The sequence below is a fragment of the Petrimonas mucosa genome (assembly GCF_900095795.1).
In the GTDB taxonomy this organism is placed as follows: domain Bacteria; phylum Bacteroidota; class Bacteroidia; order Bacteroidales; family Dysgonomonadaceae; genus Petrimonas; species Petrimonas mucosa.
Genome location: NZ_LT608328.1, coordinates 2,669,629 through 2,695,648, shown reverse-complemented (window position 1 = coordinate 2,695,648; position 26,020 = coordinate 2,669,629). Strand labels below are relative to the sequence as shown.

The 26,020-nt window shown below is 48.2% G+C and carries 12 protein-coding genes; 1 reads left to right on the top strand and 11 read right to left on the bottom strand.

Going from position 1 to position 26,020, the window contains the following annotated elements:
- Positions 1-260 precede the first annotated feature (260 nt).
- A complete protein-coding gene (locus ING2E5A_RS10785; protein ID WP_071137399.1) occupies positions 261-1,424 on the top strand; it encodes an IS4 family transposase in 1,164 nt (387 codons plus the stop codon).
- Between the two features lie 270 nt (positions 1,425-1,694).
- Here the strand turns inward: ING2E5A_RS10785 and ING2E5A_RS10780 are convergent, their stop codons facing one another.
- The 11 genes from ING2E5A_RS10780 to ING2E5A_RS10730 all read right to left on the bottom strand — a co-directional run bounded on the left by ING2E5A_RS10780 (position 1,695) and on the right by ING2E5A_RS10730 (position 26,008).
- Positions 1,695-3,977: a RagB/SusD family nutrient uptake outer membrane protein gene (locus tag ING2E5A_RS10780; RefSeq protein WP_231960378.1), complete on the bottom strand. Its 2,283-nt coding sequence runs from the start codon at positions 3,975-3,977 to the stop codon at positions 1,695-1,697.
- 11 nt (positions 3,978-3,988) lie between these two features.
- A complete protein-coding gene (locus ING2E5A_RS10775) occupies positions 3,989-7,060 on the bottom strand; it encodes a SusC/RagA family TonB-linked outer membrane protein (protein ID WP_071138326.1) in 3,072 nt (1,023 codons plus the stop codon).
- A 20-nt stretch (positions 7,061-7,080) separates the two neighbouring features.
- Complete coding sequence (locus tag ING2E5A_RS10770) at positions 7,081-8,871, bottom strand: RagB/SusD family nutrient uptake outer membrane protein (protein WP_231960377.1); 1,791 nt, start codon at positions 8,869-8,871, stop codon at positions 7,081-7,083.
- A gap of 24 nt (positions 8,872-8,895) precedes the next feature.
- Positions 8,896-9,849 (bottom strand): IS1595 family transposase, encoded by a 954-nt coding sequence (locus tag ING2E5A_RS10765; RefSeq protein ID WP_071136336.1) that lies wholly within the window; start codon positions 9,847-9,849, stop codon positions 8,896-8,898.
- Between the two features lie 163 nt (positions 9,850-10,012).
- Positions 10,013-13,138, bottom strand: a complete 3,126-nt coding sequence (locus tag ING2E5A_RS10760; RefSeq protein ID WP_083373311.1) for a SusC/RagA family TonB-linked outer membrane protein — start codon at positions 13,136-13,138, stop codon at positions 10,013-10,015.
- A 257-nt stretch (positions 13,139-13,395) separates the two neighbouring features.
- Positions 13,396-16,401, bottom strand: a complete 3,006-nt coding sequence (locus ING2E5A_RS10755) for a glycosyl hydrolase (RefSeq protein WP_071137397.1) — start codon at positions 16,399-16,401, stop codon at positions 13,396-13,398.
- 57 nt (positions 16,402-16,458) lie between these two features.
- A complete protein-coding gene (locus ING2E5A_RS10750; RefSeq protein ID WP_143102452.1) occupies positions 16,459-18,939 on the bottom strand; it encodes a discoidin domain-containing protein in 2,481 nt (826 codons plus the stop codon).
- 13 nt (positions 18,940-18,952) lie between these two features.
- Positions 18,953-20,719: an alpha-L-rhamnosidase-related protein gene (locus ING2E5A_RS10745; protein WP_083373310.1), complete on the bottom strand. Its 1,767-nt coding sequence runs from the start codon at positions 20,717-20,719 to the stop codon at positions 18,953-18,955.
- 60 nt (positions 20,720-20,779) lie between these two features.
- Positions 20,780-21,802: a glycoside hydrolase family 43 protein gene (locus ING2E5A_RS10740; protein ID WP_071137395.1), complete on the bottom strand. Its 1,023-nt coding sequence runs from the start codon at positions 21,800-21,802 to the stop codon at positions 20,780-20,782.
- A gap of 31 nt (positions 21,803-21,833) precedes the next feature.
- Positions 21,834-24,569 (bottom strand): glycoside hydrolase family 78 protein, encoded by a 2,736-nt coding sequence (locus tag ING2E5A_RS10735; RefSeq protein WP_071138323.1) that lies wholly within the window; start codon positions 24,567-24,569, stop codon positions 21,834-21,836.
- Positions 24,570-24,577: 8 nt separating this feature from the next.
- Complete coding sequence (locus tag ING2E5A_RS10730) at positions 24,578-26,008, bottom strand: L-fucose/L-arabinose isomerase family protein (RefSeq protein WP_071137394.1); 1,431 nt, start codon at positions 26,006-26,008, stop codon at positions 24,578-24,580.
- Between the last annotated feature and the right edge of the window lie 12 nt (positions 26,009-26,020).

Below are 26,020 nucleotides of genomic sequence, written 5' to 3'. Positions count from 1 at the left end.
GGCATAGTTTACACGTTTTATGGGTTTAGAAATTAAAAAATGTGGCTTAAATTTTATTAATTCTTTACAAAAGTAGAAGATTGGCTACATTCTGGGGCTGTAATTTATGATATTTAAATAAAGATAAATGATATTATCGTTAGTGTCCACTAAAAATTAGAAAATGTTCTTTGAAATTATTGATATACTATACTTTACAGTACTTTTTTCGGCGTGACGATTTGAATTTTTATTTTTGTTCTTTTTATTATGAAGGAACAATGAACAAAGGCAAATTCGTATATGCTCAGATTGTAGAATTCTTACCTCAGCGAGTTTTTGACACCATTGTCTTAAAGTATGATGGTAACAGATATGTAAAACATTTTACATGTTGGAATCAACTTCTTGTAATGGTGTTCGGGCAACTTACCAACCGTGACAGTTTACGTGATTTGATTGTGGCAATTGAAGCCCACAGCAGAAAAAGTTACCATCTCGGTTTTGGAAAAAGTGTTACCCGTAGTAATCTTTCAAAAGCAAATGAAAATCGCGATTATAGGATCTTTGAAGAATTTGCTTATTATCTCATCGGAGTTGCCAGACAAAAGCTGGAAAACAATGATTTTGAGATAAAAGGTAAAGTCTATGCTTTCGATTCCACAACCGTCGATTTATGCTTGTCAGTATTCTGGTGGGCTAAGTTTCGCAAGAATAAGGGTGGAGTAAAAATCCACACTCTTCTGGATATAACCACACAAATACCGGTTTTTGTGCATATTACAACTGCTTCGGTTAATGACATGAATGCAATGGATGTAATTCCATATGAGGTGGGTGCCTATTATATCTTCGACAGAGGATATGTTGATTACACCCGTCTTTATAGGATTACAAAACTGGAATCTTCATTTGTAGTCAGAGCCAAAAAGAACCTGAAGTTTGAAGTTAAGTCTCATAATCCGGTAGATGAAACTACAGGTGTCATGACCGATCAGACAGGTTTCTTGAAAGGATTCTACACATCTAAAGATTATCCTGAAAGCCTCAGGAGAGTTGCATTTTATGACAGGGATAAGAACACGACGCTCATATTCCTTACAAATAATTTTGAACTCACAGCCGATCAGGTTGCAATGCTTTATAAGAACCGTTGGCAAATAGAACTGTTCTTCAAATGGATCAAACAGCATCTAAAGATCAAATCTTTTTGGGGAACTTCCCGGAATGCGGTTAGAATCCAAATATACAGCGCAATTATCGCATATTGTTTGGTTGCGATTGTAGGACACGATTTACAAATCAAGCGAACAACTTACGAGATTTTGCAAATTTTAGGAATCTCTCTTTTAGATAGAACTCCTGTAAATGAACTATTTACCAATATAGATATCAATGATGTCAAAGATCGAAATGATAATCAACTGACGCTCAATTTATTTTAAGTGGACAGTAGTGTGATATTATCGTTAAAGTCGCTGCGTGAAAAAATTATGATTCAATTATATAGCGGATCGCATAATTTTAAAAAATCGTTAAATCGTTTTATCCAGGCGTGCAACTGTGGCAGTAACACAATGAAGTGTTAATTAAAAAGAGTGGTTATTGGGCAGGTCTGCTCACTTGTCTAAAAATGAGAACTTCGATAACTTTCATCCCTCTTATGAAAGCTATCGAAGTTCAGTAAAATGAATGCCTAACTATTCAAGAGTCAATTACCAGCCCGGATTCTGCCAGTTTACGCCAGTAAATGATTCCATCTTGGATGCTTCCGACAGGCTGATCGGGAGAATCAGGTACTTGTCGGCATTGGTTCCCCTTTCCTGCAACTTGAATCTGTTGTAGATAAATTTGTCGTTCTCCTTGACTATTCTCATACCGGTGACAAATTTATCGGTTTCGTTCAGGATCTTCCATCTTCTCACGTCAAAGAAGCGATGCTCCTCGAAGGCAAGTTCCACCTGTCGTTCGTTGCGGTAACGTACCTGGAACTCCTCTGGAGTTAGTCCGGTTGGAAGGGGAGGCATCTCGGCGCGAGCTCTTACAATATTTACAGCCTCTCTTGCTGAAAGAGGTGCTGCGCCGGGAGTTGTTCCGGCTACGGCCGTTTCGTGACCCACTGCATTGGAGGCTGCCTCGGCGAAATTGAGATAGAGTTCGGCCAGCCTGAACACCTTCATGAAACCGTCACCATCTACATTGACATTGGATTTGTAGTTGTTGAACTTTCTGAGATAGTATCCTGTACGGGTATAGCGTGTCTCGGTTATATCATCGGATATTCCACAGTTACCACCAACGAAGGTCTCCACTGGAACGGGAGCAGGTGGAGGGGTAAATGCTTCAATACGGAGGTTCCGGATAGTGATCTCGTAACCTGCCCCTCCGGTAAGATCGAACCGCAAGAAGTGATTTTCAGGTTGTGCTCCTCCGTTTGCGTTGACCCCGAATCCCCATCTTGCAATGGCATCACTCAAGTCATATTCGAAACGTTTCCATTCGGAGGATGCTTCAATGCGGATATTCTCACCTGTTGAAACACCTCCCTGCGGACCGCCAGCCACGCAAAAGAAGAATTCGACACTGGAGACAGTCTGGCTACTCTTATATTCAAAGCTAACTACCCTTTTTTCTGCATTCGAGAGTTTTCTTCCTATTGGATTACCATGTATCCAAGGGTCGCTGCCGGTAGTTGTCAGGGTGATCTCATCTCCCTGACGGGTTACAGTCACGTTGTTCTTTACACCTTCGTTCAGGCTCATCGGGTAGAGATCCTTTTCGATATTCCCTGTAGAGAGAGACCGTGGGGAATTATTGTAGTAGATGGATGCATAGAAGCGGGGATCTCTCCCTTCATAAGGATTGGAGGGGTCATATCCGGAAGCTGTATTGATGATGGGCTGCAGGTGATCCTGATCGTTATAGCCTAAAATCGCCATTTCACCCGTAGCTTGCATGCCGTAGGCGTCAACCAGTTCCTGGGAGGGACCGGCTCCGGCTTTCTCTGCCCCTTCGGTGATGGGCGTTCCGGCATATTTCCATACGTTGGTACGGCTGCTGGTACTTTCAAAGATTGTCTCCTTGTCGACCGAGCGGCTCGGATCTGAACGGAGAATAAAGTAATAGGCATATGCATTTTGTGCAATATCTTCAGCAGGTTTGGTGTTAAACAGTTCAAATCCATGTGCCAGACATTGATCCAATGCCTCTTTGGTAATTTCAGTAGCCTTTTGCCAGTCATATTTGCTCTCGCCCGTTTTCCACAAGGGGCTCGCTGCATAGAGTGCAGCCTGCGATTTGACGGCATATGCAAAAGCCCGGGTAATCACACCCCGTTCATTGTCATTGATGTACCACCTGAACCCGATGTCCGACTTTTCACTCTCGGGGATTGCCAGAGCTGCATCACAATCTGCCATGATAAAGTCGACACACTCCTCGAAAGAGGCCCTTCTGTCTTGCGAGAAGTCGTGAGTGACCTCATAAGGCGTATCGATGATGGGTACGCCGCCGTAGCGCTTGATCAATTGCAGGTAGTAGAATGCGCGCAAAACAAGTATCTCGCCGATCCATCCATTCTTTTCATCCTCGTCGATGACTGCTGTTGCCAGTTCCGGGTCATTGATGCTGGCCAGGAATGTATTGCATTTCCTGATACCTTGAAAATAGTGTGCCCAGGAGTAGCTTCCGGCAACAGGATTGTTTGAAGAGGAGGTGCGGTTGTTGTACCAGTCGAAAACTGCACCGCTTACACCATCACTGGCATCGTGTGCTTCATCGCTGAAGGAGGCCAATGGTGTGCGTTGCTCCTGATACATGAATCCTACCTGGGGAAAATATGCCTTGCAGGAGTTGTAATAGTTCTTTGTTCTCTGATAGCTGCTGAACATGTCCTTGAGTGTCAACCTTCCATCGGATGGCAGGTCCAGGTCGGCGCACGACTGTATGCAGAGTAAGATTAATGCGGTAAATATTAACTTGATATATTCTTTCTTCATGATCTATTGTATTAGAAGTTTGCACTGATGCCAATATTGAAAACCCGGTAGGGCTGGAACGTATTCATGCTGCCAATCTCCGGATCAATGTATTTAGACTTCATCTTGTCGAATGTCAGCAGATTCTGGATATTCAATGCTACCCGGATGTTTTCGGCCGTAATCTTTTTCGACAGATGTTGTGGCAAGCTGTAAGCCAGCTCGACATTCCGTAAGCGCAAGTAGGAGCGATCGCTCAAAAAGAAATCATTGGCTACATGGTTGGTTGATGGAGAGAGAGAGAGGGCCGGGAATGTGATCTCTTCTCCCGCGGCATACCGTTCGGGAGTCCATGCCTTCAGGTGGATATCGTTGAAGATTCCTTTTCCCAGACTCTCGTATGCTCCAACACCGCTCAGGAATTGTGAACATTTGCTTATACCGTGGAGCAGGAAGGAGAAGTCCCAGTTTTTCCACTGGAAACCACCGGTCAGACTGAACTCCTGTTGAGGCAACGAACCGTAACCAAGCGGAGCTTTGTCCTTTTCATCGATGATGCCATCATTATTGAGATCGGTATAGATAAAGTCTCCCACACGCGGATTGCCGAATGAGTAGGTGAGTCCGGAGGCGTCCAGCTCTTCGAGACTGTTGAACATGCCATTTCCGTTGGAGCGATCAATCTTATACCCCCAGAGCTGACCGATGGAGTACCCTTCGGTACGCAACGGATATGCATAGTCGCTGCCAAGTGGTGCCTCATTGATGTCGATCACTTTGTTGACAGCCTGCATCATGTTTGCTTGTGCGAAGATAGAGAACTCTTCGGTGAGATTTGTCCTGTAACCCAGCGAGAGTTCAAAGCCCTTGTTCTCCATTACACCACCATTCAATTTCGGAAAATATCCGAGCGGGATTCCCTGGTACTCTGGAATTCTGTAGTTGCTATTGATTAACATGTTGTCAACATGGTCCTTGAAATAATCAAAGTCAACAGTGAACCTATTGAGTAATCCCAGATTAATTCCCAGATTCAACTTCTTGATCTTCTCCGCTTCGAGGCTCGGGTTTCCTCTTTCCAGCTCGGAACCGTCGGATCTGATATTGTCCAGATAAAGGAATCTGGAGTCGCCGAGCTGATCGTTCCCGCTGATTCCATAGGAGGCCCTCAACTTCAGGAGAGAGATCAGGCTGGAAGTAAAGAAATCTTCATTCGAAGCGATCCAGGCACCCGATATTGCCGGTGTCGTGCTATAACGGTTATCCGGGTGAAACTGTTCCGAACCGGAATAGCCCATGTCGCCCTTGAGGTAATAACGATCCTTGTATCCGTAGAGGGCAGTGACACCAAAGTTCTGGCGTTTGTACGGGAGAACACTATTTGAGGAGCCTGCCGCCTCCTTCTCCTGCCTCAGGTAGTAGGTGTGGGCCGACGCGTCGATGGAGTGGTCTCCGAAACGGCGACTGTAATCGATACTTCCTTTGAAGTTCAGGTAATAGAAGAAGACCGCGGATTTGTTATAACTCAACGGCGTATTTTCAAACGTCTTGTAGGGTACAAAGTTATCTAAAGTGGAAAAATCACTTTCCCGGATCAGTCGCTTATAGCTTTGGGTGGTTCCGGTCTCGTTTCGAACGTAGGTCTGGTAAGCCATACCTCCGCTCAATGATAATCCCTTGGTGAGGAAACCGAGATCAAATTTCAGACCGGTCTGTGCCAGAATATTTGTTTCGATCACGGTACGATATCCAGAGCGGTTCAACATCCCGTATACAGGATTGTCTACCCCGTCGACAGTCACAACCTGTTCACTCAGGTCGGGATTCTCTTCATTGACCGGAGAGAGCGGGCCATACATCGTAGGAGGCTGGTTGAAGATCTGGCTGTAAATGTTCCAGCCGAGATTGCCGCCGGCCAGCACCTCCCGTTTCACATTTCCGGTCAGGCGCATATATCCCGAGATGTAATTGTTGAATCTTACATCCATGTTGGTTCTGAAGTTCCCGATGTTGACATTGGGTGTGGGATCATATTTCCTATTGGGTTCATCAACGATCTTGAACGGCTCCTCCTGATGTACGAAACTCAGGTTGGAGTAGTAGCGGAACTTCTCTGTTCCTCCGGATACGTTTACGCCAACTCTCTGTCTCATTACAACATCCTTGATAAACATGTCGTACCAATTGTTGTTGGGATAGCGCGGATCATCTCCTGCCCTGAACAGATCGATCTCTTCCTGGCTGAATTGTGAATAGGGAGCCAGTCCGTCACGTTCGGCCGCTTCATTACGCAGAGTGGCATATTGCGCAGAATTGATGAAGAGCGGTTTTCGGGTCTGCTGTTGGAACGATTGATCGGCATAGGCCTCTACATTCAGGCTGCCGTCATGCCCCCTTTTGGTAGTGATGACAATTACCCCTGCCGATCCCTGGATTCCGTATGCCGCGGTGGCAGATGCATCTTTCAGCACAGCGATGCTCTCGATCTCCTTGGGGGAGATGAACTCGATGTACTGGGTGGGTGCAATTACTCCATCAATAATTACCAAGGGGGTGTTTCCGTTGATTGAGGAGTATCCCCTGATGGATTTACTGAAGTTGCCATATCCGAAGAAGGTCAATTCGGCAATGTTGTTGATTACCGTCAAACCAGGTAGTCTTCCTTCATATGTGTCAGAGAGTACATTTGATGGGGTTTTGTCCAGTATCGCCCCCGACACCGTGGCAACGGCACCGGTTACCGACTCTTTTGTCTGTGCCAGATATCCATAATTGACCTTTCCTCCCATGCCATGCGGATCGAAGGCAAGCACAACATCTCCCTCTTCCGGGAGATCGGCAATTGTGACCCTGGAGTTGAGGTACCCGTCTGCGGAGATGGATATGGCTTCACTTAAATACTCCGCAGGCAATCTGAATGTGCCGTCGGAGGCTGTTTTTGAAATATATTTTCCATCTTCCGTCTCAATCAATGCATCTTTCACCGGCTGGTTATACTTGTTGACTATCCGGTTCAATATGTTGTTCTTGTTCTGTGCGACAGATGGCACAGTCATGAAAAAGCAAATAAGAACTGACGTTATGATTACTATTATTCTCTTCATTGTTTTCAGAATTATTGAATTTACCATCCCGGATTTTGCCATTTTTGACCTGTTACCGATTCAAGGGTTGCTGCTTCGTTCAGTGGCAGAGGAAGCAACAGATCCCTGTTTTGCCAGCCACCTCTTGGATTGTTTGTAATACTCTGACGTTTATAGCTGAAAGTGCCGTCGCCGTTTTTAGTGATGACCATGGCAGTAAGCCATTTGCAGGTCTCGCTCAAATCGCCGTCGGGCTTCTGCCAGCGCCTCAGGTCGAAATAGCGTTGTTCTTCCCAGGCAAGTTCAACCCTGCGCTCGTTGCGGATGCGCAGAATCAGTTCCTGTTGCGACAATCCCGATGGCAGGTTGGGCATGCCTGAACGGGCCCTTACTTCATTTGCAGCTGATCTGGCCTCTTCCAGATGGCCGGCCTCGGCCGCCGCTTCGGCAAAGTCGAGTATTGTTTCACCCAAACGGTAATATTTCCAGTTGGAGTTATTGATCTGGTTGTTGCCGCTTGCACCCGGTGTAACCATCTTGCAGTGGTAATATCCAGTTCTGGAAGATCCGCGGTTGGTGACATCAAAACTGAGTTGGTGAGCTCCACCGATATAGGTTTCGATGGTTACCGGCTTGCTGTCGAACTGTATAACGCTTCCGTTTATCAATACGGTTTGGTACAGACGCGGGTCGCGGTTTGCATAGGGATTGTTCGGATCGTAAACTGTATTTGCGGTATTGTAATTTGGTTCCAGGTGCTTTTCATCATGATAGGGCTTTGCCAAGTTAAGCACCGGTTGGCCGTCGATAGTCTCGAAAGCGTCTACCAATTCCTGGGTAGGAGAGGTCCCACACTTGTAGGTATTTGCCATATTGCTCCCGATATAACCGATATGCCATACGAAAACGCTGCCCGACCTGACCTGGAAAATTGTCTCCTTGTCGCGTGGCGTAGCCGAGTAGTCGGCATTTTGTGTGACCAGTTGACGGAAGGCTGCCGCGGGACCATCTCCATAAACTGCAGGTTGTGTGGTCTTGGTGAAGAGCTCATATCCATTAGCTTTAAGCCGGGTTACAGCATCTTTTGCGGTGGTGTAGGCCTCCTCCCAATGGTTTTGGCCTTCGTTGTGTAACGGACTGGCGGCAAATAACATCGCTTTTGTCTTCAGGGCAAGAGCCAATGCCTTGGTGACGCGCATTGCATCATTTGGATTATCTATTCTCCAAGGCAAGTTGGGCTCTGCTAGTGCAGCGTCGCAGTCGGCGACAATAAACTTGGCCACATCGTAAACCGATGCCCGGGTCATTGTCGAAAAATCTGCATCAAACGGGATCGTGCTTTCCAATACGGGAACTTTTCCAAACCATTTGATCAGTTCCATATAGAAGAATGCCCTCAGCACCCTTGCTTCTGCCTTGAAACGTCCTCTGTCGGTCTCCTTGTTGACCGCAGCCTGATCGATCAGTTCAATAAACTGCGAACAGAGGCGGATCTGTTCCCATGAGCGGTTCCAGTAACCGGTGTTGCCTCCGCCGTGACCGTCATGCGCGTCACGAAGATGATGGTTGCTGGCTGAGTTGTTGTCGCTGTAAAGCCCGGTGGTAGGTACCCCTTGTGCTTCATCCGAGGTGTAACCGTCGTCACTTGCAGCTACCACGAGCGATTCGAAAAACCAATAGGAATATCCTTTCTGGGGAATATTGTTGTAACAAGTGTTCAGAAGCGCTTCCACCTTGTCCGGATCAGATAGTACATCTTCCATCTGCATGTTTCCGTCGGGAGCCATATTGAGTACATCGGCACAGCTGGTGAAGAAAAGTAGTAAGGTCAATATGGTGATTAAAAACTTAAATGATTATCCGCAATAGTTCCTATTGTAAATTCTTGACTTGAAATCAGGAGCATACGTTACAGCGGCTATCAACAGTCTTTCAAACTGGTTTTCCCCGAAGTAACGCCTGTTGAATTTATAACAGAACTGGTTGAGGTAATATTGCAAGTATTCTGGTTTTATCTTGTAATACACGCCCAGGAGCTGTCGTTTGGCATTGCTGATCGCGGTATGCACCCAGGGCAGCACCTTGGAAAGATCCTGGTGTGGAATAACAGATGCCGTATGTGAATGAACATGCTCTTTCAATTTAGTGTAAGATGTTGAGTCATCGGTGGTCAGATCCGCCGTGCTTTCAACGTGCTCTTTGACATTCCTTGTAATTGTACCGGACTTCAAGTCACTGATCACTTTCATTTTCAGGTATCTAACCTTCTTGGGTTTCTTACCCGGCTTGGGGTTTTCAACCGTTTTGCTTTCAGCCATTACCAGCACTTTGGTCTTTTTTTGGCTCCCGCGGCCGCGCTTCAACGGTTTGTCCCTCTCTTCAAGGGATATTTCGGTGGAAAAGAAGGCGTCGTCCAACTCGATGGCTCCCTCGAGGGTGTACTCATCATCGCGTTTGCCCATCACGTCACGCAGTTTATTGACCATTTCCCATATGGGCTGGTAACGCTTGTGCCCCAGCTGGCGCTGCAGCTCCGCCGCGGAAAAGGAGCCCTTGGTCGCCGTGAGCAGGTGCATGGCCACGAACCAGTAACGGTAAGGCAGGTTGGAGTGCTGCATGACGGTGCCTGAACGCAAGGTTTGGCGTGCGCGACAACGCTTGCATTCATAGGCCTGCTTGTTTTCCAGCCAATAATGTTCTTTACAATTACAATGACGACAGGTTACTCCCATTTGGTCTCTTTGTTCTTTGAATTTTTTCCGACAGGATTCCTCATCGGGGTAATTTATAGCAAAATCCAGGATATTCATAGTTTGAATCTTTATATCGTTAGCGATGTAAATATAATGAATATCAGTGAATTGTGCAAGTGTTTTTGAAACTTATTTATAACTTTTTCCCGTTAAATTCTTTAGGAATAACTGCGGATAATCATTAAAACTTATTTAGTTTCATATTCTCTGTATTTATGTGTTAAAACGTGATGTTGAGCCCAAAATTGAACATTCTGGTCAAGGGATACACCAATGCATCGGATTGTTCCGGGTCTACCGTGTTTATCGGCATCTTCTTGAAAGTGAGTAGATTGTTGCCATTCATGTAAACCCTGACATTCTCAACTCGCAGCGGGTTCAAAATCTTTTTCGGGACTGTATATCCAATCTCAACTGTTTTAAGGCGCAGGAACGAGCGATTCATGATGAAGAAGTCGTTGGGCTGATGGCTTACACCACTTGACATACCCAATGCCGGATATAGTATCTCTTCTCCGTTGGCGTACCTTTCGGCTGTCCAGGCCTGTTTATGCCATCCGGTGTAGAAGCCCACCAGCGCAAATTCATTTACACCCCATCCGTTGGTGTAACGGTGTGTCTGTCCCACGCCCGTGAGGAGGAACGAAAAATCGACCTTCTTGTAGTTCAGTGAACCGGAGAGTGCATAGGTTACTCGCGGAATTGTGGGATATCCGATGGGAACCATGTCACGGTCATTGATTACCCCATCTTTGTTGACATCAACATATTTAAAGTCTCCCAAGCGGGGCGTGCCGCCTACCTGGTATTCGGGTAGATTATCCAGCTCCTCCTGGGTGTTGATATAGCCGTTGCCGTTGCTATAGTCGATCTTATAACCGAATTGCTGACCAATGCTGAATCCTGTGACACGGTTCCGGTATGCATAATCTTCGCCATATTGTACCTCGTCGGCATAAACAACCCTATTCTTGTTGTAGGCATAGTTCCCTTTGATCAGGAAATTGAAATCCTTGTTTACAACCTTTCTGTAGGTAAGCTCTGCTTCAAACCCCTTATTGTCCACTTCTCCGATATTGACTCTTGGTATGTTGCCGAGGGGGACACCCTGCAACTGAGGTATGGTATTGCGGCCGATGAGGATCTTGTTGCGGTCTTCCTTAAAGAGATCTACGGTCAATCCCAGACTCTGCAGGATTTCTACATCAACACCCAAGTTGGTCTTTTTGGCCATTTCCCACTGCAGGGATTCATTTCCCATTCTTCCTTGTATTACACTTTGACCTCTTCCAAGGGTCGGGAAGACGCCTGCTCCCATATTGATGAAACTTTGATAGAGGAAACGTTGCGAACCCAGCTTGTCATTTCCGGTCAACCCTCTTGAAGCCCTCAGTTTGAGGTTGGTCAGCACGTTATTGTCAAGAAGGAATTTTTCGTTGCTGACAACCCATCCGAACGAGAATGCCGGAAATGATCCGAACCGGTTGTTGGGTGCAAACTGTTCAGAACCGTTGTAGCCGTAGTTGAACTCGGCCAGGTAGCGGTTGTCGTAGTTGTAGGTGGCTCGACCGACGATACCGACCACATTGTATGGAAGATCTGCGCCGTACTGGTCCCAGTTGTCTCGCTGGTATAGAAACATACCCGTCACATTATGGCTTCCGAACGACCTTGCATAGTTCAGTGAGGTCTGGATGTTCATGTAGTAACGGGTCCTCATCTCTTTGGACAAACGTATGGCCGGATCCTGGTTGGTACGGATTGCATTGTAGCCGCTGGTCTCGTCTGCACTTCTGGCTACTTGAAAAGCATAGGTGTCCAGGCTGCGTACCCCTTGCAAGACCGTACTGGCGTGGCTGTCGAAAGCAATCATCCCCTTTGCCGACAATCCCTTGGTGATAAAGTCGAGGCCCCAGTCCAGCGAAAGTGATGAGTTGAGGTTGTTGGTCATCTCCTCGCGATATCCCCGGCGGTTGATTTCACCATAAGTATTTCTGTCCTGCCCCGATTGTGCAACAATCTCATTGCCAGGCACGCCATAACCCTCAACGGTTGTGGGGCCCGGATCGGTTGGTGGTGTTGCCCAGGTGTAGGCAATCATGTTCTGCACCATCCCGGCTACACTTCCACCAAACAGGTCGATTGTCTGAGGGGTGTTCATTTTTTCCAGGTAGGTAGCAATATTGAGTGCTGCCTTCAAATTGCTGGCAATACTATAGTCGATATTTCCGCGGAAATTGTAACGGTCCATTTTATAGCTGGGGTCGTATCCCAGAAAACTTTTGGGTTCCGTATTGAAGTTACCTCCCTGTCCGATATAACCGGCATTGAGGAAGTAGCTGAATCGATCGCCACCACCGTTGAAATTGGCATTCACCCTCGTCTGGGGTGCCCAGTCGGTAAAATAGTCGTGAAATACATCACGGTCGGGATAGAATACCGGATCCTCTCCGCTGATGTATTTGTCGATCATGTATTGAGTAAATGGCAACTGATCATCGGAAGCACCCGGATTGTCATTGAGAAAAGCCTGGTTGCGGAGTCGTGCAAATTCCCAGGAGTGGATTCTGTCGGCTTGCGCCAGGAATTTCTGGATACTGTGGTCTACCGTAATGTTGAGCTCAGACTTCCCGGGTTGTCCCCTGCGGGTTGTGATCATGATAACCCCGTTTGCTCCACGCACCCCGAAGACTGCTGTAGCAGAAGCATCTTTGAGGATGCTGACCGACTCGATCTCGTTAGGGTCGATCTTGCTGATGTTGCTTCTAGGTACCCCATCGATCAGGATCAAGGGAGAAGCATCATTCAGTGTTCCGGCTCCGCGGAGATATAGATTGACCACATCATTTCCCGGCTGTCCCGAGGTCTGCATGGCTGTCAATCCGGGGAGACGGCCTGCCAATGCTGCCGATAGGTTGGCTGATGAGCTCTGTTTCAAGCTTTTGGTGTCGACGCTCGAAATGGCAGCCGTTACCGATGCCTTTTTCTGGATACCATATCCAACAACTACAACCTCCTCCAGGATTTCACTATCTTCCTTAAGTACGATATCTATAACCTTCCGGTTATTGACATCAATCACCTGCTTCTGCATGCCTACATAAGAGACCTCTATCTTTGCGTCTGACGGAATATTTGGCAGGATGAATTTCCCGTCGAAATCGGTTACCGTTCCCTTCTCGCTTTCACCGAGAACTTTCACGGTTACTCCGATGAGCGGTTCATTGTTTTCGTCTGTTACGTGGCCTGTTACATCGATGTTCTGTGCAAATATTCCGATGGAATATAGGCACAAAAAAAAGAACATGAGTTTTCTACCGACATTTACTGGAACTGTCCTTTTCATTCTTTCTTTTTTTAGGTTAATTAGATGATAAAACTTGCTTTAAGGTTTTAAATAAAATCATTAATAATTCTAGATCATGGATTAAATATTAACTCTCTGGCATAGTCTATTCGTTTTTTGTGGGTTATAAATTAAAAGGGTTCAAACTCGTTGATGCCTCGCAAAAATAAACGATTGTCCAAACTGCACGACTGTAATTTATGATATTTTAATAGAGACAAATGATACAGTCATTACAATTTACCCTACACTTTTTGCTATTTTGCCAGTTTGATGGTTACAGGTCCCAACAGTCCGGATTTCACCAGAGGATCTCTCTTTGTATAATGGGGATAGGTGGTAAAGGAGATCCGTTCTCCCGTTCTACTTTGCCGGTTTGTCAGCCAGTCGGGCCATTGTCCCTTCTCGATACCGTCCGAAGGGAGAAATTCATCTCCGATCAGCCTGTTCACCCAAAGGTTTGCCACCTCTATCTCCAACCGGTTGACCCCCTTTTTTGCCAGGGATGTAATTTCCAGCTTCCACGGAGAGGTCCATACTATGCCAGCCTCCTTGCCGTTCACCTTTACCCGGGCCATATGGTAAACCTCTCCAAGGTCGATGAAGATGGACCGCTTTCCGCCAGAGAAGCAGGAGTCGGGTAATGTAAACTCCTTTTTATAAGTGGCTATGCCCGAATAGTACCTTATACCGTCGTCGGGATGTTGCGTCCAGTCGATCAGTGAATGGAAACGGTTTTCCCCGGGTCCTCCAAGGTCAGGATCAAAGGCTACCTCCCACGATCCCTCAAGTGTGGAGATGAGTCGCTCCTCTCCAGGAAACGAGGTGTACCGTTTGGTTGACTCCTTTCCCTTCCGGTCAAATACCAGGAAGAAGCTTTGATAAGGCTCAAATTGCAAGGATGCCAGGAAGGAGTTGTTTGCAAACCGGCCATCTTCTATCCGGTAGCTCTTTCCATTAACGGGATCCCAGAGGGTAGCCGTTCCGCCATTTACCCTGAATTGACAGTTGGCTGCCAGGCGTTGATCGGTCTTGTTGGACAAAAAATAGATATCCCAGTCGGAATGGGTCCGGTGGGTATAGCGGATAGTGTTGTTGTCGGACCGAAAATCCTCCGACACTCCCATCTCCTGAAGTATCGATGCCAGCATGTCATAATGGGGATAAAGATTATCTATCCTCTGTTCCAATCCTTTCCCGCTGATTACGATGCCTTTTCCGTATGGAACTTTCATGATCTCTTCGGAAAGTCTGCCTCTGCTCCATATCTTCCGGCTCAACTGCATCACTTCTGTATCGCATTGCGGATATCCGGAGAGACTGGGCGATTTGACTGGAGGTATACCCACCACTACTGCTCCGTCGGCAATCAACTTCCCGATCTTTTCCAGCAACTCGGGGGTCATGGTTTCAATCAGCGGTAAAACCAGCATGCGGTATCGTGCACCACTGGGAAAGAGGATCATGCCGTTCTCGACGCTGGCTCTCATCAATTGGCCCGGGGCCACCCCGTCGAAGTTGTATCCCTTTCTGTCGGGTATGGTATCTGAACCTGTCATTGCCGACAGTGGCGGGGTAAAGACGTGTGGAGCCCCTTCGGGTGTGAGAAAGAGGATGTCGGCCACGGCCCGTCCCTGCTGCAGCAGGTATTGACAACGGGAGAGGTATTCGTGATATGCATGAACCATTGGCCACCAGGTCTGGTTCCTGTCCCAATGAACACCGTAGGGTCCCATGGTTGCCCCCGGTCTGAGCGAATCTGCGAGGAACTGATTCTGGAAAGTATGGAATACAAAACGGTTGATGCCTGTGGACAACGCCCAATCTCCCTGATTTTTCATGACTGCCGGATACTGTTTCCATCCCTCACCCGGATCGGCAGTAAATGCTTCTGCCGCAATAATGGAACTTCCGTTTATATGCCCTATGGAGGTAGCTTCAATGCAACTGAATGCCGAGTTGAACCCGTACCCCTTGCTCCAGAATTCACACATGGGGATATCCGCAACGTCGCCCAGTTCCAGATCGGCTGTAGGGTTCATGTCGTAAGGCTCAATGGAGAAATCCATCTGGTGTTTTCTGGCATATCTTTTCGCCTCTTTTGCGTGATTCTCAATTACCAGCTCCTGGGCGGTCTGACGCAGGTCCCAAAGGAACCGTTCGCTGATCTCCCTGTTTTCTACCGTGATTCCACAGAAGAGAGGGTAGAAGGGGAGTGGGTCATATCCTCTTTTTGAGCGGAACTCTTCCCTGAAGTTCCCACTCCAGTTCTGTGCCCCCATCTCCCAGCTGTCCATATGCAACCGCTTCAATCCTCCTCGTTTGTTCCTGTCGGGTGTTCCGCTCTTCATTAACAATGAACCGATGAAATGATCGAGATGCCTGTTTAGCGATACCTTGTCGAATTTGTCCGACTCAAACCCCAGTCCCGGTAATGGGGCCGGCCTAGTGGAAGCACCGTTGTTGCGGCTGACGAAGCGCATCAGGATCCATTCGCCGGGAGGAGCCTCCCAGCGGAGCTTCCCATTTTTATCCATCAAATGTGAAATGTCAAGGATATGTGATCTGTCCAACCCTTTGGTGCCGGTTGCAGGGTAGTGACCGGATGAAATAAAATAGGGCTTGACGCCAGCTACCGAAGTATAGGGGGGACGGTAATAGAGCGCTTTTTCGTCGATATCGGGAACCGAATCCCTGATCTCGCTCCGGGGAATGGCCAACAGCGCAATATCCTCATAGTAGTTCTCCCACTGCTCCTTCATCTCCTCCGGTATGCCAAAATAGGGGGCTTTGGGTGATGGTACCGGTAGTGTGAGCTCAATTGTTTTTCCACCGCTTACATCAACAGATCCTGCCACGATATGCTTCATCGATTCCTCCGGTTTGACCCAAGGACCACCGCTTCCGGTCCAGCCCGGTCCCAAACCGAGTGATATCTCGATATCCAACCGTTCTGCCTCTTTTACCGCATGAGCAAAGAGAGATTGCCACTCTTCACTGAAAAAATCGACGTTCCCTCTCGGGACACCCACATTCACCTCCAGAAACATCAGGTTGCCGATACCTGCCTCTTTCATCGACTCCAGGTCTTTTGTCATCGACTCCCTGGAGAGATTACCGTCCATGAAATACCAGTATACACCGGGCTTTGCCGAATCGGGAGGGGATAGAAAACCTTTTTTGAGGTTTTCAATACTTTGCGCCTGTATGGTTGCGCTACAGAAACAAAAGAGGATAAACAGAAAGGGGCAGCAATTTTTCATCTTTTCAGTTTTTTGGTTTTACACGTTGCAGGTCAATCATGTTGGATAACAGAATATTCAATCGTTCATTTTGATCAGGATAACAGTATGGCATGCCTCTTTGCCATTTATATCCAGGTCGATTCCACCATTTGCATCCGTAGTGAGACAAGTCGTGCCTGCAAGATCCCAGCAGGAATCAAAAATGGTGGCCACCCACTTTCCTTTCCTGATTCCCTCCAGTCGGGTAGTGGTCCTCTCCCTGAAGGCATTGACAATAACTACCGTGTCGCTTTTGTACGATGCATCAACCAGCCCGGGAATAGCTTCGAAAAAACCGAAAAAGGTTTTTTTGGTTCCTTCGATCTTGATTGCGGCGGAGGGAGGGGTGGGTAACAGGGGCGTCATCCTTCCCAAGATCAGATCCTCCTTGTTCGCATCGTAAAACTGCAGCCATTTTCTGATAATTGCATCGTGTCTGGGCGGAGAATCTGTCAATATGTTCGAGAGGGCGGGTACCCCTGCTAACGATATGCTGGCCATCTGGCGGGCAACGTTCAGATCACTCTCGCTGATGGCCCAACTGGTACAGCAGGCGTGCGTAAGTACTCCGTTCCCCAATCTTTTCATAAAGAGCACATCTCTGCGATTCATGTTGTAGTCCTGTGGAACATCCATGGGCCATACATGCGTAGAGTAGCACTTTGCATTCAGGTTGGCATAAGGCCTGCGGAGGATGATCACCGCGTCAGGATTCAGTTCCATGGCCTTGTCGTAAAGCGACTGCATCAGCAGGGTATAGGCCGAATAGATATCGGTAGAGATCAGATCGTGTGTGGAGTCTGGCAGGTCCGCATCGTTGGGAAATTCCAGAAAATCGTACCACAAGCCGTCAATATCGTAGGCCCGGAAGAGAAAGTCCCAGGAGGCGACCAGGTAGTCATGCACCTTTTTTAGTCTTGGATCGAGGTAGGGGGTTGCATTTCCGTCTACTTTTATCAGGCAATCCTTCATCTCCTGCCAAGCCTTGGCGTTTTTACCCATAATCAGGGGTGCCACATGCAAAACAACACGTTGACCCGATTGATGTATCTCCCAGATCATCTCCGCTCCCCGCGGAAAACGATCAGAAAAAGAGTAATCCCCCTCGTTCTCGAAGCTATAATTTTGTCCAGTTGGGATGTTCCATCCCGCATCTATCTGGATGGTCTTCATCCCCAGTCGGTTTGCCAGGATGGCGTCTTTCCGGATCTTCTCCTCGTCTATGTCGTCTGCATGTGCATACCACGAATGCCACATGGGATTCATTGCCCATTCACTGATCTTTCCGGGAACAAACGAGCGCTCCTTGTCGACAGCTTCACTATACGCTTCCAGGGCGTCGTGCCACTCTTGCCGGGGGTTTGCATTAAGGTACAAGGCATCGCTGTACTGCCTTGCACCGTTGCCCGACAATGGTGGCTGCCGCCTGAAAAGCACCCGGACATAACTGTTGGCAATACCGGGTGCTTCTCCGCCATTGGCAGTGTCATAGGTGGATCCTTCTATCACCGTATACGGTTGTTGGTCGATCAACCCCAACGTAAGGGTGTTTTTCCCCTCCGTATCTTGCATCCATACAACCGGATAGTTGTCGTGGACTGTTGCAGTGTGGTTGAAGCGAAATGGCAGGTCCACAAAATAGCTTTGCTGGCTCATCCGGTGAGGGGTGAAAAGCTTGTAAACACCCGAATAGCTGGTTTTGCATTCAATTGTGTTTTCCGTGACCCTAAACGGTAGTCCCCCCTCTCTTTTTATCTCCCACCGGATAATGCTGGAGAGGGAGTCGGGAGAAGATTCGGTGACAACCAGTTCATAATCTCCGCTGGTGTATCTGCCAGAAGGTGATTCATCGTCTCTTTTCCGGTGAAAGAGCCATGGACCGGCAGCCGGTTCCAATCCGATGGTCATCCTGAAATGTCCCCTAAATGTGACCCAGTCAATCGTCTCGCTAATCTTGTTGGACAACGGTTCCCTTTCGTGAGGCACAGCTGCCAGCAGTTGCACTTCTCCCAGACCGCAACTCTGAACAGGCGAATAACCGCTGGTGACCACAATACGAACTTTGCGGTATCGCTTTTCACCGGTCTCACAGCTCCATCTTGCATTCGACTCGTCGGGCAGTTCTCCACTGGCAATTTCAGTAAATTTCTCCCCGTCGGCAGACCCTTCGATACAAAACCCCCTGGTGTGATACATGCTTCCGATCCAGGAAGATTGATAGAGATTGATCCGGGAGATTGGATAGGGTCTGTCGAAGCTGAAAGTGACGGTTTGGGGATAGGGAACATTGTCTCCACTGAGCCAACTGTTCCCTTTCTCAAACCGATCGTCAGTCAGGTTATAAGCCCCATGCTGCGAGGAGTATGTCGATGAGGCTGTTACTGTTGTTCCCCACGCCGGATGGGCAATGTTGACAATCTTCTGGGGAGTACCGTTCGCCGAGAGCAGCATCCAGTAAAACCATAAAAAGATAAAGATGCGTTGCTTGTACATATAGCGATGGGGAAAAGTGATCAACTCTATTATTTTATTAACGGATAATCTTGATTCCTTCCGGAGCCTCGATCTCGCTGGCAACTTTCCCGTTTGCCTGTTTCACATGCTTGACCTTTATCGTGCCGAGAGGTGTGGGGTAGGTGCCTTCTGCATATTGAAGCTTGCCGAGATTGGGTCGGATCTGGACCACTTTGGATCCGGGTTCCAGCACTTTGATTCCCAATACATGAGAGGTCAGCCACGATGTGGGGCCGGAAGCCCATCCGTGACAGAGGCTACCCCGTAATCCGATGTAGCAATGGTCTCCGCCATCTGCATGAATATTGAACTTGCCAGAAATCGGCAACTGGTCGATCGGTAATGCATTTACACTCTCTGCATACTCAAAGTTTTCCCAGAATGTAGTGGCACCCAGGTCAAGCATTGCACCCCAATAGTCGGAAATGATATCCATTGCCTCCTGATACTTCCCGGCCTTGGCCAGCGCCTCCAGCATGTAGTATCCGTAGAAGGTGGCAAACCCGTTTGCACCCTCCTTGAGGATTACCTCGGCTGCCTTTTTCGGTGAGATGAGATCTACCAGCGAGAGCAGTGCTGCTGCCTGTTTGTTTCCCTGATCGGATGGTCTATGTTTCTTAAGCGCGTTGGCGGTAGTGGTGCAGAGTTTTTTCAGTTCCTGGTCGCCAACCCATCCGGCAATATCGGCGCCAGCCTCCATGGCCAACAGGGAGAGTGCCTGCAGTCCGGAGTGAATTACCTCATCGTTTTTTGCGGTTGGCCAATCCAGGAAGCGGCCACCATCGAGGTTCTCCTTTCCATCCGAAACCTTGGCTGCAATCTGTGGAACCAGCTTTTTGAGATAAGCCTGTTGCTCCTTCAGATAGGCCAAGTCACCCTGGTGCAGATAGTAGTCCCTGTGAAGAATGATCCACCAGAGAGAGTAGGAGGAGATGCCGTTCATCCATCCGGGCAGGGGAGTGGTATTACGGGCAAAATCGAGACTCTTCTTCACCACATCGTTGTCTCCAAATACAGTGTTGATGGTCATAACTTCCGGATGCATGTCGCCCACCCATACCAGACGGTCGCGTTTTATGCCGTCCCACAGATAATCTTGCATGTTGAGGTGTACGGTATAGGCTCCCGTTTCCCAAATCTTGTTTAGCCGTTCATCACTCGATTTGAAGGATCCCAGATAGGGGATATCCCTGTAGCGGGCAATGGCCCTGACAGCCCTTATCGGAAGATCTACCCCCTTGTCGAGCAGGTCGATCCGTGCAAACCGGAAACCTGAATTGCCGATCTCGATGCTGCCCAGCCAAGGAATCTCCAGTGTGAAATCCCTAAGGGAGTGTTCGTTGGTGGCCGACTGCATTCCGGGACGGCTGTTGTCGATGGCATCGCTCATCGCTTCCGACACCGATTCACCTAACCGTACCCTCACCTTGACCGGATCTTTTACACCCCGGATTGCGGCTGAAATTTCAATTCCTCCGTACAGCTCCGTGCCGAAGTCCAGCAAGATGGAGGCCTGTCTGTTATCGTCCGATCTGAGCACGCACATCCCCGCGCCACTGGTGGAGAGTTGACCCTCATAACCGGTCAGAAGTACCTCCGGATTGATAACCTGTTTTCCCTCCGTATCCGATTGCCAAAGGATCTTCACCGGGGTGACGTAACTTCTGGTAATCACGTCTTGTGTGAGACCCTGTTTGAATTGATTCTTCAGAATGTTCGACTGGGCCGTTGCATGTGTTGTAAGCGCTGCAATCAGCGGTAAGATTAAAAAGATTTTTTTCATAAATGAGGTTCAAATTTTGCTGTTATAATATATTAGTGATCAAGATATGCAAAAGAGATTTCAGGGCAATTTGACACGTAACTCTCCATTACTGTTGAAGTAGATTCTACTCATATAGACAATGCGGTCATCCGAAGGTCGTGGGCCGTTATAATCGCGGTGTGCATGATATACAATGTACTGTTCTTTTCCATTTGGAGAGGTAATCAGACAAGAGTGACCGGGAGATGATATCTGAAGTGAGTCGTTGGATGCAAGTATCGGGTTATCCATGTCCTTTATCCAGGGCCCAAGGGGATGAACCGCCTTTGCCGTACCTACTCCATAATGCGAGTATGAGGTGTGATTGGCCGAATAGGTGATGTGGTACTCACCCGCATGCTTGAAGGCGAATACCCCCTCGTTGCACCGGTTGGTTCCGTAATCCACTTTCTCCCACTGCTGGCTGGCTTCTCCTACGATTACGGGGTTTCCGACAAAACCGGAGAGGTCCGGTAACAATTCTACCACATAGTTTTTGCCGTAGGAATACCCCGCTTCCTCACCGTTTTGACTGAAAAAGAGATAGGGCGTCTGTTCCGGGTTGTCGTCGACAAAAATATGGCAGTCGATTGCAGATTGTCCGGTGTTGAACCAGGGAGCGAAGAGCTCCCTGTAGGGACCATCCGGATTGTCACTTACTGCCAGGGCCGGAAGAAGAAGTCCGCTTGCTTCGTCACGGGATGAGTAGGTGAGATAAAACTTGTTGCGATAAAATTTGACTTCCGGTGCCCAGAAATACCCCTTCCCGTAATGGTTTTCGGAGGGACGGAAGAGCGCTCCCCGAAACTCCCAGGTGATCAGGTCTGTCGACGTGTAATAGTTAAATCCACTGTCGGGAACTGAGGTGCCGGTCATATAATAGGTTCCCTCATGTTGATATACAAATGGATCACCGAGGCCGATGAATCGGCCATCGGTTGTTTTCAGCGGGGCCGTGACATACTGGTCTGGTTGAGAACATTGTATCCAGGCAAAACAGATGATAGTGATAAAAATGAATCTGTACCCCCGTATCATTGTGGAAAATTTATCTCTTTTCATTGTTATTCAAAATATTGTTACCCATTCTTCCTTACCTTCCAGATGATTGCCAATGCAGCCCCAACTCCTTACTGAAATGATATTTCCCGCCTTTAACGGTGGTATATCCGGTTTCCCGAGGCAGATATACTTTCGCTTCACAATTGACCGGAACCTCGATATCCATCACGAACTGACCATTATCTACCTTCCATTTTACGCTAATGGTGCCGTACAAGGTGTTGTAGGAAGCCTCCACATCCGTCAGGTCTCCCACAACCTGTGGAGCGATCTTGAAACTTTTGAATCCGCTGTAAGCGTTTTCCTCCAGATCAATGCCTGCCAGCGACCTGTAGAACCACTCCTCAATTTGTCCCATCATGAAATGGTTCCAGGAAGCTCCCTTTCTCGGATCCCAAAGTTCTGTAAGCGTGGTAGCGCCAAACTGAAGCTGGAAACCGTAACCTGGAACCTCGCTGTGATTGTGCATCCTGTACATCATTTCATTCAGTCCATTTCTCGCCAATGCCTGAAACAGGTAGCGGTTTCCAACATCTCCGGTGGAGAGCCAGTATCCGTTTGCCTCGATACTTTTGATCAGGTTCTCGATAACTGCCTCCTTCTGCTCCGGATCGACCAATCCTGCAAAGAGCGAGATGGCATTGGATGCCTGGCTTCCGGTTCCGTACTGTCCGGTAGCCTTATCGAAAAATGCGTTGTTATAAGCGCTCTTAACATCTTCCCTGAGACGGGAATAGTATGCCAAATCCTCTTCCCGCCCTGTCATCTCTGCCGCTTGTGCCAAGTAATCGATTACCATATAATAGTGGGCGGTTGCAGATAGCGGAACGGGGGTATTGTGCGACACTCCGTAAGGCTGGTCTTCCCGATAGTCGCACCAATCGCCCAGCCCGTGCGATACAATGTGCTCTTTCGCTGTCGTACCCAAGTAATCCACATACCTTTTCATTACATCATAGTGTTTGACGATCAGTGAATTGTCGCCATAAAACTGATAGTACATAAACGGGAAGATCACCCCTGCGCTTCCCCACTCGGGCGAGTCCCTGAAGCCCCCTTCAAAAATCACATACTCGGGAGCGATACTGGTGATTAGCCCATTTGGAAGTTGGGCGTCGTGGATATCCTGCATGATTTTGGGCGCAAGCCGGCCCAGGTTGAAGTTGTAGTAGAGGCCGGGTCCATTCAGGTGGATCTGCTCGAGCCATCCCAGTTTTTCCCGGTGGGGGCAATCGGTAAAGACAGCATGCATATTGCTCTTGATGGCATTCACGATCAAGGTATGCGCATTGTTGAAAATCTCGTTCGATGAATGAAAACGCCCTGCCGGTTCGGCCGAGTTGTAAACAAAACAGGAGCGTATCTCCCTTATTACCGGGATATCCCTGTTATCTGGCGATTTTGCCGGCTTGGCTCCTTCTATCTGGATATATCTGTAGCCATAGTAGGAGAATCTGGGGTGCCAACTCTCTTCTCCCTCCCCTTTCAGGGTATATTCGTAATAGTAGGGTCCGCCCGATTGGGTCTGGTTGATGCTTCCATCATCGTTAATCCGTTCAGCAACCGTCAGGCGGATCTTGTCGCCCCGTTTTCCCGTTACCGTAAAGGCGGGATAACCGGAAAGATTTTGCCCCATATCGAGGATATACGATTCGCCGATTCTTCTGATTTCCCGTACAGTGAAATATTCCATCTCCTTTACCGGTGTTGCGGTTTGTGCTCTCAATTCCCCTTTCGGACCATCATCCACAACTACCGGCCTCCAGTTGGAATCGTCGAAATCGGGCTTGTCCCATCCGGGCTGTTCCAGGCGCGCATCGTAATCTTCACCTCCGTACATGCTGTTGAAGAGAATGGGGCTGGGCGAATATTTCCACTTGTTGTCGGAGATGATCTCGGCTGTTGATCCGTCTGCATAGGTGATGCACAATTTCAGAAAGAGGGTGGGAGGGCCAAAGCTTACCTGCATCTTTTTGTACCGTCCGCCCTGCTCGTTGTAGAATCCATTTCCAAGAAGTACGCCCACTGCATTTTCCCCTCGGGTCAACTCGGCTGTCAGATCGTAGCCATTGTAGTAGACGGTCTTATCGTAATCGCTCCATAACGGATTGAACTGGTCGTTGCCAATTTTCTTGCCGTTGAGTGAAAGCTCATAGTGTCCCAATCCGCTAATATAGACAATTGCACTCTTGACCCTTTTTTGAACCTTAAAGGTTCTCCTCAGGTAGATGCTTCTCTTCGACAAGGGGTTGGTCGCCCTCCAGCGCTCTCCTTTCTCTGACGAGTCGGAGACACTGTGATAGTCTCTCCCTTCCGGAAGGTTTGAATCTTTACGTTTGATGGCTCCAATCCATTGCGCGTTGAGCTTATTCAGATCAGGCGCCATGCGGAACTGACTCATTTTACTCCATGGCGAACCGTTACCTTTGTTGTCCCAGACACGCACTCGCCAACCATATTGCTCTCCCGCTTCCAGCGGTCTCTCCCCACTGTAGGGGATATGCTGGCTTTGGTCTGAGATGACCTTCCCCGATTTCCAGACGATATTGCCTCCACTGTCGAAAATTTCCAGCTCGTAAGCTGTTTGCGAAACTCCGTTCTCGGTTGAATGGAGTTGCCATCCGAAACGTGGGGTGGGTGTGTCAACCAGCAGGGGAGCCTCTTCAAGCTCACACAGCTGCTTGCCGATGGTCAAGCTCCCGCTTGGACCGGCCAGGTTGCAGTTAAGATGGATTGTAGCTACAAGCAGTAAGAGAATGCAATTCATAAGTTTTTTCACCTTTTCTCGATTTCTTTGCAGACGTTTACCATGGGAATATTGAGCAGGGATGCCACCTTCTCAATTTTCCGGGCAACATGACCTACCCCGATTGCACAATGGTGTGAAGGACCATAACTGCTCCAGCTGTTTACGAAGTCGCGGATATTGCATGGGAAACTGTAACGACTGTTGGTGTTGCCCGTCTTTAGAACGGGACCTTCAACCGATTCGCCCTCAGCTACAAGCAGGAAGACCGAATCATTGCTCTCTGCTACTGAAAGAAGAGTTACCGGCCCATGTTTTACTGACATCTGTATCGACAACCCCTTGCCCGGTTTCCCGTGATATACCGGCAGCGGTACCAGTCTAACGGCTCCTTCGGCAATATTGAAATGGGCGGGACCGTCGTGTCCGAGAAGCAGAACGTTCTCTTTGAAATCCATAAGATAGAACTCCGAGAAAGATCCCCCGGCACCCAACTCACTCATCAGTTTCATTGCATGGGCATTTTTTACTTCGCATTCGCCTGCAACGGGAATATTTTTGCCGGTAAGCAGTGTGTTGCCTGCAATTACAGAGGTAATGATATTTTCATATTCATTTCCCGGTTGTCCTTCGTAATAATAGGCCAGAGCGCCCAGTTGATACTTGGAAACCAGCTTGTCGAGTGCCACCGACGTCTTTGCGGCTCTTTCGATTTCTGCAGGATCACACATCGGATCGATATCGAATACAGACTCGAATTCAGAGATCTTTTCCCGTAATTCCGCTGCCGATACATTTTCACGCAACTCTTTCAACTCGCACATTTCGAGTAATTCGAAGTGCGTACCGAAGGTCACGCTCTGTTTTGTCAGGTCGGTATATACATCGAGCATCCCTCCATAGTAGTTTCCCAATACCCCCATCCGGTTTGCCCGGAGTCTCCTTGAGACCTTTGCCGCATCGATCCAGTCGCTGATCTCATCCCACACATCCGGTTCGTCAAGATATCCGGTGATGGTGTGATAACGGCTATTGGCCCTGTTCATTACGCAGGCAATTTCGGGGATGGCACATGCCTGGCAATGCTCGAGCCAGATTCCGGTTTTCTGCGTATAGTCGTCGAGCTGATTGAATGTATCATAATCGAGACTCTCCGCCGGTTGCAGGTTCAGCAAAATAAAGGGGACATTTGCCTGTCTGGCGATCGGAAGAACGGTGGACGACAGTGCATAGGTCGACACGAACAGAAAAATTAGATCTACATCGCTGTTTTTCAGCAATGTTGCCGCATCTTGTGATTTGTCTATATTATCCACCATTCCGGCATCTACAACCTCAACGCCCAGCTCCGACAATTTTTTCTTAATCTGGTTGTGGTAACCCGTCAGGTTTTCCAGCAGATTGTCGAACTGTCCCCAATAGGTGTCCAATCCGACACTAAAAAGACCCGCTTTTCCCATTTTTTTATTGTT

Bases quoted from the DNA above. Each gene is read 5' to 3' on its own strand.
- ING2E5A_RS10785 (WP_071137399.1), top strand. From the start codon at position 261: ATGAACAAAGGCAAATTCGTATATGCTCAGATTGTAGAATTCTTACCT.
- ING2E5A_RS10780 (WP_231960378.1), bottom strand. From the start codon at position 3,977: ATGAAGAAAGAATATATCAAGTTAATATTTACCGCATTAATCTTACTC.
- ING2E5A_RS10775 (WP_071138326.1), bottom strand. From the start codon at position 7,060: ATGAAGAGAATAATAGTAATCATAACGTCAGTTCTTATTTGCTTTTTC.
- ING2E5A_RS10765 (WP_071136336.1), bottom strand. From the start codon at position 9,849: ATGAATATCCTGGATTTTGCTATAAATTACCCCGATGAGGAATCCTGT.
- ING2E5A_RS10760 (WP_083373311.1), bottom strand. From the start codon at position 13,138: ATGAAAAGGACAGTTCCAGTAAATGTCGGTAGAAAACTCATGTTCTTT.
- ING2E5A_RS10755 (WP_071137397.1), bottom strand. From the start codon at position 16,401: ATGAAAAATTGCTGCCCCTTTCTGTTTATCCTCTTTTGTTTCTGTAGC.
- ING2E5A_RS10745 (WP_083373310.1), bottom strand. From the start codon at position 20,719: ATGAAAAAAATCTTTTTAATCTTACCGCTGATTGCAGCGCTTACAACA.
- ING2E5A_RS10740 (WP_071137395.1), bottom strand. From the start codon at position 21,802: ATGAAAAGAGATAAATTTTCCACAATGATACGGGGGTACAGATTCATT.
- ING2E5A_RS10735 (WP_071138323.1), bottom strand. From the start codon at position 24,569: ATGAATTGCATTCTCTTACTGCTTGTAGCTACAATCCATCTTAACTGC.
- ING2E5A_RS10730 (WP_071137394.1), bottom strand. From the start codon at position 26,008: ATGGGAAAAGCGGGTCTTTTTAGTGTCGGATTGGACACCTATTGGGGA.